Below are 11254 nucleotides of genomic sequence, written 5' to 3' on the forward strand. Positions count from 1 at the left end.
AGGGGGTTGTTGGTGGGTGTGTTTCACGTGAAACGGGGTGGTGGTCGAGCCTGTCGAGACCACGGTGTGTGCGGGGTCGGTGTCGTGGTCTCGACAGGCTCGACCACCGTGCTTGCGGTCATCGAGCTTGTCGAGATGACTCTCGTTGGGGTCATGGTCTCGACAGGCTCGACCACCGTTCTTCGGGTCACCGAGCTTGTCGAGGGGCTGTGGTTGGGGGTGGTGGTCTCGACAGGCTCGACCACCGTGGTGCCGGTCATCGAGCTTGTCGAGATGACCTCGGACGGGAGGTGCTCGGTCATCGAGCTTGTCGAGATGACCTCGGACGGGAGGTGCTCGGTCATCGAGCTTGTCGAGATGACCTTCACTGCGGGGGCGGGTCCAAGGGGTGCGGCGTCTGCGACGTGTTGGCGAGGCGTGGGAGGTCGCCGAGCTGTCCTCTGATGAGCGCGAGCCGTTTCGCGCGGCTCCAGTTCTGAAGCTGCTTCTCCCGGTCGAAGGCATGGGCGACGTTGTCGTACTGCTCGTACCAGACCAGCTGCACGGGGAGGCGATGGCGGGTGTACTCCGAGCCGAGGCCCACGCGGTGCTCGGACATCCGGCGTTCGAGGTCGGTCGTGCTGCCGACGTAGAGGGTTCGGTCTGCGCAGAGAAGCATGTAGGTGTAAGCCATGCCGCTCATCATGAGCGGGACCACCGACAGTTTCTGAGTACGAGGTCGAGCCGATCCGGAGGTCGAGCTTGTCGAGACCTCGGGGGTGGTGAGGGGTGGTGGTCTCGACAGGCTCGACCACCGGCAGGGCCGGTCGGTCTCGGCGAGGGCTCTCGCGTCGGTGGTCGAGCTTGTCGAGACCACGCGTGGAGCGGACGGGGTGGTCTCGACAGGCTCGACCACCAGGGGGGCACGGTTGTTTAGGGCGGGAAGTTCTGGGTTGTGCGTTTCACGTGAAACAGTTTGATCTGTGAGCGAGGAGCGTGAGGGTGTGGAGGGTCTCGGGAAGATCGATCCCCGAGGGGAGAAGGTCTTTCCGGCCGATCGGCTGGAGCTCGCGGAGAGGTACGCGGCCTGGCTGGCGGACGCCGGGGTGGTGCGAGGTCTGATCGGGCCCCGAGAGGTTCCGCGGCTGTGGGACCGGCACATCCTCAACTGCGCCGTGCTCGGCGAGGTGATCCCGGAAGGGGTCGCCGTGGCGGACATCGGCTCCGGCGCGGGGCTCCCGGGCCTGGTCCTCGCGATCGCCCGCCCGGATCTGCAGATCACGCTGATCGAGCCGCTGCTGCGGCGTACGACCTTTCTCGAGGAGGTCGCCGAGGATCTCGGGCTCGAGAACGTGACGGTGCTGCGGGGGAGGGCGGATGCCTTCCACGGTGAGCTCGGGTTCGACGTGGTGACCTCGCGAGCGGTCGCCGGCCTGGGGAAGCTGCTCGACTGGTCGATGCCGTTGGTGGTTCCCACCGGAGCGCTCGTCGCGATGAAGGGGTCGAGCATCGAGGCGGAGATCGCGGAGGCCGACTCGGAGCTGAAGAAGTGGGGATGCGCCCCTCCGACGGTCTCGGAGCTCGGTGTAGGCGTTTTGGAGACGACAACTGTCGCGGTTCGGGTGGTTTGGTCGGATCCCGCACGGGTAGATTGGCCGCCGGTCCCGAAGGGCGGCCAGAAGGGGTCCAAGGGTGGGTCCCGGAAGAAGCGCCGCTGACGCGCACAACGCGGTGGTCTCGACAGGCTCGACCACCGGGTGGTCTCGACAAGCTCGACCACCGGCTATGGAGGATTAGGAACTATGCCGTACGACGACGAGAGCGCACAGAACGCCGTTTCACGTGAAACCGACGAGCCGGTGTCGATCAGGCTCCGTACGGCCGGCGACATCGCATCCTTCGAGAACGACTTCGCCACGGAGACGACGCCGCTGGCCGCTGCCGCCGAGCACACGCTCCTGGCGCGCGGCGCCGCGAGCAACCGGCCGCCGCTGCCGCGGCCGGCGAGCACGCGCGTGATCGTCTCCGCCAACCAGAAGGGTGGGGTCGGCAAGACCACCTCGACGGTGAACATCGCGGCCGCGCTGGCCCAGCTCGGCCAGAAGGTGCTGGTCATCGACCTCGACCCGCAGGGCAACGCCTGCACCGCGTTCGACGTCGACCACTACCAGGGCACTCCGGGGACGTATGAGGTCCTGGTCGAGGGTGCGGCGATCGAGGACGTCGTCGTGCCGGTGCCGAAGCTGGACGGGCTCGAGCTCGTGCCGGCGACCATCGACCTGGCCGGTGCCGAGGTCGAGCTCGTCGAGGAGGAGGGTCGTGAGCAGCGCCTGAAGACGGCGTTGGCGAAGTCCCCTCGCGTCGGCGACGCGGAGGACCGCTGGGACTACGTCCTCATCGACTGCCCGCCGTCGCTGGGCCTGCTGACGGTCAACGCGCTCGTCGCGAGCACCGAGGTGATGATCCCGATCCAGGCGGAGTACTACGCGTTGGAGGGTCTCGGTCAGCTCCTCAAGACGGTCGAGATGGTGCGCGCCGCGCTGAACCCGTCGCTCAAGGTCTCCTCGATGCTGATCACGATGTACGACGCCCGCACCCGCCTCGCCTCGCAGGTCGCCGAGGAGGTCCGCGAGCACTTCGGCGACACCGTCATGCGCACGTTCATCCCCCGCGCCGTGCGCGTGTCCGAGGCGCCGTCGTTCGGGCAGACGGTGATGACGTACGACCCGGGCTCGCCGGGCGCCCTGAGCTATCTCGAGGCCGCCAAGGAGCTCGCCAAACAGGGCGAGCAGGGATGATCGAGCTAGTCGAGATCACCCGCGAAGCCGGTGGAACATCGGTGGTCGAGCCTGTCGAGACCACCCGCGAAGCCGGCGAAACATCGGTGGTCGAGCCTGTCGAGACCACCCGCGAAGCCGGCGAAACATCGGTGGTCGAGCCTGTCGAGACCACCCGCGAAGCAGCAAGAAACTGACATGGGGGACACCGAAATATGAGCAAGCAGCCGCCGAAGCGTGGTCTCGGACGGGGTCTGGGCTCGCTGATCCCGACCGCTCCTGCCACCAGCGGAAACGAGTCGACGGACAGCGCTTCTGTCCAGCCTGACGTCCGTCATTCGGACCTTTCCGCTGGAGCGACTTCTGGCCCAGCCGTGGACCCTGGGTCCACCGACTCGGCGGAAGGCCGCCAGATCGAGAATTCGGATCTGGCGCCCGTCGACGGCGCATATTTCGCCGAACTCCCGGTCAAGCAGATCCACCCGAACCACGTGCAGCCTCGTCAGGTCTTCGACGAGGAGGCGATGGCCGAACTGGTCCATTCGATCAGTGAGATCGGCCTTCTGCAGCCCATCGTCGTGCGGAAGGTGGACACCGACTCCTACGAACTGGTCATGGGTGAGCGCCGTTGGCGCGCCACCCAGCAGGCCGGCCTCGATGTCATCCCGGCGATCGTCCGCGAGACCGATGACACCGACATGCTGCGCGACGCGCTCCTGGAGAACCTCCACCGCTCGCAGCTGAACCCCCTCGAGGAGGCGGCCGCCTACCAGCAGCTGCTCAACGACTTCGCCTGTACGCATGACGAGCTCGCTCAGCGGATCGGCCGGTCGCGGCCGCAGATCTCCAACACGATCCGGCTGCTGAAGCTGTCGCCGTCGGTGCAGCGCAGGGTCGCCGCGGGCGTGCTCTCCGCCGGCCACGCCCGGGCGCTGCTCGCGGTCGACGGCGAGGCCCAGCAGGACAAGCTCGCCCAGAAGGTGGTCGCGGAGGGCATCTCCGTGCGCGGCCTCGAGGAGATCGTCGCTCTCGGCGACCCGGACGGCGACGCCTTCGCCACGCCCCGCGTGCGCCGGGCCAAGCCGAGTGCGCCGGGGCTCAAGGAGATCTCCGACAGGCTCTCGGACCGCTTCGACACCCGCGTCAAGGTCGATCTAGGGCGCTCCAAGGGGAAGATCACCGTCGAGTTCGCCACGCTGGACGACCTGCGACGGATCGTCGAGCTGATGTCGCCGCCTGCGGACGAATCCATTTAGACATCAAGCGATAAAGCGTTTTGTCGACAAATAGCTAGAGGGATTTCGGCCGGGTCGTCGAGCCTTGTCGAGATGACGCCCCGGAGGCGCGAGGACCTACTGCGTGTTCGTCGAGGGGTGCTCGGCGCCGCGGATGGGCAGTCCCGGGATCGGGCCGGTCGCGCCGAACGTCTCCAGGAGCTCCATCTCGGCCTCGATGACGCCGGCCAGGCGGCGTACGCCTTCTCGGATCCGCTCCGGGGTGGGGTAGCAGTAGGAGATCCGCATCGACGAGGCGCCGAAGCCGTCGGCGAAGAAGCCGGTGCCGGGGACGTACGCCACGCGGGCGGTGACCGCGCGGGGCAGCATCGCCTTGCAGTCGATTGCGGAGGGGAGCGTCAGCCAGACGAAGAAACCGCCCTCGGGCTTGGTCCAGGTGCAGGCCGCGGGCATGTAGTCCTCGAGCGCGTCGAGCATGGCGTCGCGGCGCTCGCGGTACATCTCCCGCATCTCCTTGATCTGGCCCTGCCAGTCGTGGTTGGAGAGGTAGGCGGAGACGGCCATCTGGTTGAACGGCGGCGGACAGAGCGTCGCCGACTCCTGGGCGAGGACCAGCTTCTCGCGGATCGCCGAGGGAGCCAGCGCCCAGCCGACGCGCAGGCCGGGGGAGAACGTCTTGGAGAAGGAGCCGAGGTAGATCACTCCCGGGTCCTGTGCGCGCATCGCCGGGCGGGGCTCGTCGTCGAAGCCCAGGAGACCGTAGGGGTTGTCCTCGAGCACCAGGATGTCGTGGCGACGGCAGATCTCGAGGATCTCGGTGCGGCGCTCGGGCGTCATGGTGACGCCGGTCGGGTTCTGGAAGTTCGGGATCGTGTAGAGGAACTTCACCCGGCGGCCCGAGGCCTTGGTGGAGACGATCGCCTGCTCCAGCGCGCTCGGGATGAGGCCGCTGGCGTCGACCTCGGCATGCACCACGTCGCACTGATAGCCCTTGAAGACACCGAGGGCCCCGACGTACGACGGGGCCTCACAGATCACGACGTCGCCGGGGTCGCAGAAGACACGGGTGACCAGGTCGACGGCCTGCTGGGAGCCGACGGTGACGACGACGTCGTCGGGATGGGCCTCGATGCCCTCCAGGCGCATGACCTCGCAGATCTGCTCGCGTAGGACGGGGTCGCCCTGGCCGCCGCCGTACTGCAGCGCGGTCGGGCCCTGGCTCAGGACCAGGTCCTTGATCGAGTCGCCGACCACGTCCAGCGGGAGGCTGGAGATGTTGGGCATGCCGCCGGCCAGCGAGACGACCTCCGGGCGCGCTGCGACTGCGAAGAGAGCTCGCACCTCCGAGACCGTCATGCCTGCCGTGCGGGCGGCGTAGCGGTCGGCGTAGGGGTCGAGGCGGGATGATGTTGCGCGCTGGGGAAGATCAGTCATGGTGTCACCATCATGAAGGATCGCATACGCTGGTGACAGACCCTTAACCGATGATCAAGGGTGAGACATGGCACGCAGGATCCTTCCGCTGACGCTGGACCTTTTCGCCGAGGTCCCGGCGCCGTGCCGCGCCTGTCTGTTCTGGGAGCGCGACCCCGTCGGCCATCGCCGCGTCGACGCCTCGCAGACGATCGCGCTCAAGGAGGCGTGGATCTCCGAGGTGCTCCGCGAGTGGGGATCGTGCGGCCGGGTGGCGGTCGTGGACGGTACGCCGGTGGGCTTCGTGCTCTACGCGCCGCCGGTCTTCGTCCCGCGGGTGGCCTCGTTCCCCTCCGGGCCGGTCTCCGCCGACGCCGTGCTGATGACCACCGTGTGGATCGACCCGCGTCGTGCGGGCGGTGGGATCGGCCGGATGCTCGTCCAGGGAATGGCGCGTGACCTGGTGCAACGCGGTGAGTTCCGGGCCATCGAGGCCTTCGGCGACGTCGGGCCGCTGAGCGGCATCCATGGCCGCCGCTGCGCCGCTCCGGCCGACTTCCTCGGGCGCGTGGGCTTCAAGACCTATCGCGAGCATCCGACCGTGCCGCGGATGCGGATGGACCTGAAGCAGACGGTCACCTGGATCGACGACTTCGAGTCGGCCTGGGAGCGGTTGCGGGAGGTCGTACGTCCCCGCAGCCATCCGTCGCCGGCCTCGACCGAGCTGCATCGCGACAGCGACTGATTGTTTCCCGTGAAACGGTGGTCGAGCCTGTCGAGACCACCGACCCCCGAAATGACACTGGCCCGCCCCTGCAACAGGGGCGGGCCAGCGGGTGACAGCTGGTGTCAGCCGATGAACTCCTGCAGCTCCTTGAGGAGCGCGGCCTTCGGCTTGGCGCCGACGATGGACTTCACGACCTCGCCGTTCTGGTAGACGTTGATGGTCGGGATGCCGGTCACGCGGTAGTTGGAGGGGGTGACCGGGTTCTCGTCGACGTTCATCTTGGTGAAGGTGACCTTGTCGCCGTGCTCGCCGGCCAGCTCCTCGAGGATCGGGGAGACCTGGCGGCACGGGCCGCACCACTCGGCCCAGAAGTCGACCAGTACGGGCTTGTCGGACTTCAGAACGGTCGAGTCGAACTCGGCGTCGGTCACGGCGGTCATGTTGTCAGCCACGATGGGTTCCTTCTCGGTAGGGACGGGTTTAGGAGGTCTGTGGTCAGAACGCTGGGCTTGTGTCGCGCATTCCCGCTACAAACGTACGAGACGTCAGGCCGAGACAGCCGCAGCGGCCTCGGCGTGGGCCTGGTGAGCGAGGAACTTCTCCGCGTCGAGCGCGGCCTGGCAGCCGGTGCCGGCGGCGGTGATCGCCTGGCGGTAGACGTGGTCGACCAGGTCACCGGCGGCGAAGACGCCCTCGATGTTGGTGGCGGTGGAGCCCTCCTTGGTCAGGACGTAGCCCTCGTCGTCGAGGTCGACCTGGCCGGTGAGCAGCTCGGACCGCGGGATGTGGCCGATCGCGATGAACAGGCCGGAGCACTCGAGGTCGCGGAGCTCGCCGGTCTTGGTGTCCTTGACGGTGATGCTCTCCACGGAGAGCTCGCCGTTGATGGACTCGACCACGGAGTTCCAGGCGATCTCGAGCTTCGGGTCGGCGAAGGCACGCTCCTGCATGATCTTGGAGGCGCGCAGCTCGTCGCGGCGTACGAGCAGGGTGACCGAGGAGCCGAAGCGGGTCAGGAAGAGGGCCTCCTCCAGCGCGGAGTCACCGCCGCCGACGACCACGATGGGCTTCTGGCGGAAGAAGAAGCCGTCACAGGTCGCGCACCAGGACACGCCCTTGCCGGAGAGCTCGTCCTCGCGGGGCAGGCCGAGCTTCTTGTAGCCCGAGCCGGTGGCGAGGATGACGGCCTTCGCGTAGTGGGTGTCGGTCGCGGTCTTGATGACCTTGACCGGCCCGGTGAGGTCCATCTCGACCACGTCGTCGGGCTCGAGCTCGGCACCGAAGCGCTCGGCCTGGGCACGCATGTTGTCCATCAGCTCCGGGCCCATGATGCCGTCACGGAAGCCGGGGAAGTTCTCCACCTCGGTGGTGTTCATCAGGGCGCCGCCGGCGGTCACCGAGCCCTCGAAGACGAGCGGCTGCAGTCCGGCGCGGGCGCTGTAGACCGCTGCGGTGTAGCCCGACGGGCCGGAACCCACGACGATCACGTTGCGGGGTTCGGTCGGGGACGACGGGGTCGGCATCAATGGCTCCTCAGGTGTGGCTGGCGAACTGCACAACAGATCGTAGGCCACGTACATTCCTGGGCCCTGAACGCCGAGACCTGACTCTCGTCAGGAGACGGGGGTGCCGAGGACCTGGACTTCCTTGACCTCGGCGCGGTAGCCGCCGTCGACCTGGGGCAGGCCGGTCATCCACACGAGTACGTAGCTTCCCTCTGGAGCGTCCTCGACCTTGATCTCGCCCTCGGCGCCCACGCTGCCCTTCGCGGCGGGGGCACCGCTGGGGTCAGCGCTCCACGGGGAGTCACCGACGTAGATCGCGATGTCGGTGGGCTCACCGATCATGTTGAACTTCAGGGAGTCGATGGCGTATTCGCCCTTGAGGTTGAGGACCAGGCCGACGCCGGGCTTGAGTGAACGCGGACCATCGCCGATCTGGTCGTTGTAGCGGGCCGTACGCCACGCCAGGCCCTTTGTGTCGCCGTCGACCACGAGGTCGACGAGGTCCGGGGTCTCGGTGGGCGGCTCGCCGTGAGGGTCGAGGTCCTTCGCGGTGATGTCCTTGATGGCGGTCGGCTTGGCCGCCGCTGGGTTGTCTCCGCCGCCGTTGCTCCCGGTGCCGGGGTTCTCCGCGGTGGTGTCGGGGTCGTCGCCGACGATGTTCCAGGCGATCGAGCCGGCGATGAGGACCAGGACCACGAGGGCGACACCCATCGCGATGCGGAGCCAGTTGGCGCCGGGCTTCTGGTTGTAGTCCGGCTCCTCGGCGATCGGTACGTTGGCGCCGGTCCAGGGGCCCTGCCAGCCGTTGTAGGAGGCGTCCGGGGCCACCGGGCGCCGCGCGGCGGCAGGCGCCTGCTGCGGGCGCGCCGGCGGAGGCGTGTAACCCGGGGTCTCGTCGGCGAAGAGCGGCTTCGACGGGGTCGGGTCCTGCATCGGCGGCGGGGAGGCCGGACGCTGACGCTGGGGACGTACGACGTCGGGGGCCACGCCGATGGCGTTCGACACCGCCGGCGCCTCGGCGGGCTCGAGCTTGGCTGGCGGGGCCATCGCCTGGGTGTCCTCGTCGATGGCGGAGGGCCGGTTGAGCGGCGCGGTCGGCTCGCCGGAGAAGCCGGCGAGCGCGGAGTGGAGCTCGGCGGCGGTCAGCGGCGGCATGTCGGCACCGCTGCCCAGCACCCGGTCGCACAGGTCGTCGAGCGGCCGCGGCACCCCGGCGCGTACCTGCCGGGGACGGAGCACGCGGCCGTGGTCGCGCGGCGCGGGCGGCATCGAGGACAGGGTCTCGCCGGCCCACTTGCCGGTGAGGGCGGCGTAGAGGACGCCGACGGCGTCGACGCGGTCGCGGCGCTGCGAGTCACGCGTGTCGGGGTCGATCCCGTGCAGCGCTGCGTCGACACCGAAGCCGATGACGCGCACCGCGCCGAGGTCGTCGAGCAGCACGGCCTCGGGGTTGAGCCGGCCGTGGGCGTGGCCCTGGTCGTGGGCCAGGACCAGCAGGTCGGCGACCTCGGAGGCGATCCAGGCGGCCTGCTGCGGCGGCAGCGGACCACCGGCGGCCAGCGCGTTCTCCAGCGACGCGCCCTCGCCCCACTCGTTGACGACGTACGCCACCTGGTCGGTCTGGGCGGCGTCGAGGACGCGCAGCATCCGGGGGTCACCGACGGCGGCGGAGTTGCGGGCCGCGGCCATCAGGCGCGGCGCGCGCTCGTCGCGGGCGTCGAGGACGTGCACGGCAACCGGGCGTCCGAGCACCGCGTCCTGGGCACGCCAGAAGCGTCCCTCACGGGACTCGCTCAGCAGATCCGTCAGCTGGTATCTGCCGGCGAGGACGTCGCCTGATTGCGTGAACTCCATATCGGACCCATTCTTTCAGACCTTGCCAGACAGTGATGAGGCTGTCCGATGGTGGTCAAGGGCAGGTGCTCAACGGCGCAGCCGTCGGGCGACCTGTTGCACCATCGCGGTCAGCTCCTTGACCTGGGCAGCCTGCGCCCCGAGGAGCAGCATGCCGAGATGCAGCGCCCCGACGATAGCGGCCCCGATCAAGGCCAGCACCATCGTCGGCTCGTCGTTGATCAGGCCCAGCCCGGTGCGCAGCAGCCACGCGGCGGCAGCGGCGACGACCGTCACCATGACCAGGCGGGCGAGGAACGCGAGCAGCCCGCGACCGTCCAGGTCGCCGAGGGTGCGCTTGAGCACGACGTACGAGACGACGGAGCCGACCAGGTAGGACAGCGAGTAGGCGCCGGCCAGGGCGGCGGCGGTGTGCTCGGCGGAGAACGCCCGGGTCAGCAGCAGCGCGGCGACGATGTTGGTGGTGGCGACCGAGCACTGGATGAAGAAGACGGTGCGGTTCTGCTCGAGCGAGTAGAAGCCGCGCAGCAGCAGGTAGTGGATCGTGTAGAAGACGAGTCCGGCCGCGAAGACGGACAGCGTCGGGGCGTACGTCTTGAACGCGTCGGCGCCGGCGCCGTAGCCGAACAGGATGTGGGCGATGTCCTCCGAGAGCACCGGGAGCAGCGCGGCGATCGGGATCACGATCGCGAGCGCGTTGCGCAGCTGCCGGGACAACGTACGTCCCAGCTCGGGCAGCTCGCCGGCGGCGCCGTGGCGCGACAGGATCGGCAGGATCGCCGTCGCCAGCGAGACGGTGATGATCGAGTGGGGCACCTGGGTGACCAGGAAGCTGTTGGAGTAGACGGTGTAGCCGGTGCCGTCGGCGGCCGAACCGGTCGAGGCGAGCCTCGTCACGATCGTGTAGGCGATCTGGTTGACGACCACGAACAGCACGGTCCAGATGCCCAGCTTCGCGGTCTGGGAGAGCCCGGCGCCGCGGAAGTCGAAGCGGGGGCGGAAGCGTACGCCGGCCTTGCGCAGCACCGGCAGGAGCAGCAGGAACTGGAGCGCGATGCCGAGCGTGGAACCGAGGCCCAGGAGCGTCTCCTCGGCGGAGGTGTAGCCGCCGGAGTTCGAGGGGCCGAAGACGACCAGGTAGATCACCAGGGTCGAGATCGCGATGATGTTGTTGGCGATCGGGGCCCACATCATCGGGCCGAAGCTGCCGCGGGCGTTGAGCACCTGCCCGACGAGCACGAACATCCCGTAGAAGAAGACCTGCGGGAGGCACCAGCGGGCGAAGTCGATGGTCGACTCGAGCTGTGCCTCGTGGTCGGCGGAGTACCAGTCGGCGCCGAGGTAGAGGCGCATCAGCAGCGGAGCCCCGAGGACCAGGATGATGGTTACGGCGCCGAGGAAGAGCCCGGCGAGCGTGATGATCCGGTCGGTGTAGGCCGCGCCGCCGTCCTCGTCGTTCTTCTGCGCCTTCACCAGCTGCGGCACGAGCACCGCGTTGAAGACGCCGCCCGCCAACAGGATGTAGAGCATGTTGGGGACGGTGTTGGCGATGTTGAAGACGTCGGCGTGCAGCCCGGAACCCAGGGCCGCGACCAACAGAGCGGATCGGAGGAAGCCGCTGAGCCGGGAGAACATCGTCCCCGCGGCCATCACCGCGCTGTTGGCCAGGACCGAGCTTCCGCCGGACCTCTGCTCGGTGGCTGTCACGCCGCCACCTCCGTAGCGCAAGCGCCAGAATACGGACGCGGCGGCGTCTTGCATTCA

12 protein-coding genes are annotated in these 11254 nt (G+C 68.5%); 5 read left to right on the forward strand and 7 right to left on the reverse strand.

Going from position 1 to position 11254, the window contains the following annotated elements; all coding sequences use genetic code 11:
* Window positions 1-23: 23 nt before the first annotated feature.
* Together HD557_RS26720 and HD557_RS26725 are read right to left on the reverse strand one after the other, a co-directional pair.
* The gene (locus HD557_RS26720; RefSeq protein ID WP_196876092.1) at window positions 24-344 is read right to left on the reverse strand and encodes a hypothetical protein; all 321 of its coding nucleotides are present in this window, start codon (window positions 342-344) and stop codon (window positions 24-26) included.
* Window positions 345-364: 20 nt separating this feature from the next.
* Window positions 365-673, reverse strand: a complete 309-nt coding sequence (locus tag HD557_RS26725) for a GIY-YIG nuclease family protein (RefSeq protein WP_196876094.1) — start codon at window positions 671-673, stop codon at window positions 365-367.
* Window positions 674-962: 289 nt separating this feature from the next.
* Here HD557_RS26725 and rsmG point away from each other — a divergent pair, with 289 nt between their 5' ends.
* The 4 genes from rsmG (at window position 963) to HD557_RS26745 (ending at window position 4012) form a co-directional block, all read left to right on the forward strand.
* Window positions 963-1697, forward strand: a complete 735-nt coding sequence (rsmG, locus tag HD557_RS26730; RefSeq protein ID WP_307785717.1) for a 16S rRNA (guanine(527)-N(7))-methyltransferase RsmG — start codon at window positions 963-965, stop codon at window positions 1695-1697.
* An 84-nt stretch (window positions 1698-1781) separates the two neighbouring features.
* Entirely contained in the window at window positions 1782-2777 is a 996-nt protein-coding gene (locus tag HD557_RS26735) for a ParA family protein (protein WP_269210665.1), read from the forward strand.
* A complete protein-coding gene (locus tag HD557_RS26740; protein WP_196876095.1) occupies window positions 2774-2953 on the forward strand; it encodes a hypothetical protein in 180 nt (59 codons plus the stop codon). The genes HD557_RS26735 and HD557_RS26740 overlap by 4 nt, the downstream gene beginning before the upstream one ends.
* 18 nt (window positions 2954-2971) lie before the next feature.
* Entirely contained in the window at window positions 2972-4012 is a 1041-nt protein-coding gene (locus HD557_RS26745; RefSeq protein WP_196876096.1) for a ParB/RepB/Spo0J family partition protein, read from the forward strand.
* 96 nt (window positions 4013-4108) lie between these two features.
* Here HD557_RS26745 and HD557_RS26750 read toward each other — a convergent pair whose 3' ends face one another.
* On the reverse strand, window positions 4109-5425 hold the full coding sequence (locus HD557_RS26750; RefSeq protein ID WP_196876097.1) for an aminotransferase-like domain-containing protein: 1317 nt from the start codon (window positions 5423-5425) through the stop codon (window positions 4109-4111).
* Window positions 5426-5492: 67 nt separating this feature from the next.
* On the opposite strand from HD557_RS26750, the gene HD557_RS26755 reads away from it, so the two are divergent.
* On the forward strand, window positions 5493-6149 hold the full coding sequence (locus HD557_RS26755; protein WP_008355505.1) for a GNAT family N-acetyltransferase: 657 nt from the start codon (window positions 5493-5495) through the stop codon (window positions 6147-6149).
* A 104-nt stretch (window positions 6150-6253) separates the two neighbouring features.
* Here HD557_RS26755 and trxA read toward each other — a convergent pair whose 3' ends face one another.
* From trxA to murJ, 4 genes are all read right to left on the reverse strand, one after another.
* Window positions 6254-6583 carry a thioredoxin gene (trxA, locus tag HD557_RS26760; RefSeq protein ID WP_008355503.1) on the reverse strand — a complete coding sequence of 110 codons (330 nt, stop codon included), beginning with the start codon at window positions 6581-6583 and terminating at the stop codon, window positions 6254-6256.
* A gap of 93 nt (window positions 6584-6676) precedes the next feature.
* The gene (trxB, locus tag HD557_RS26765; protein WP_196876098.1) at window positions 6677-7654 is read right to left on the reverse strand and encodes a thioredoxin-disulfide reductase; all 978 of its coding nucleotides are present in this window, start codon (window positions 7652-7654) and stop codon (window positions 6677-6679) included.
* Window positions 7655-7744: 90 nt separating this feature from the next.
* Window positions 7745-9490 (reverse strand): protein kinase family protein, encoded by a 1746-nt coding sequence (locus HD557_RS26770; protein ID WP_196876099.1) that lies wholly within the window; start codon window positions 9488-9490, stop codon window positions 7745-7747.
* 69 nt (window positions 9491-9559) lie between these two features.
* A complete protein-coding gene (murJ, locus tag HD557_RS26775) occupies window positions 9560-11197 on the reverse strand; it encodes a murein biosynthesis integral membrane protein MurJ (protein ID WP_307785718.1) in 1638 nt (545 codons plus the stop codon).
* Between the last annotated feature and the right edge of the window lie 57 nt (window positions 11198-11254).

Source organism: Nocardioides luteus, assembly GCF_015752315.1.
GTDB lineage: Bacteria > Actinomycetota > Actinomycetes > Propionibacteriales > Nocardioidaceae > Nocardioides.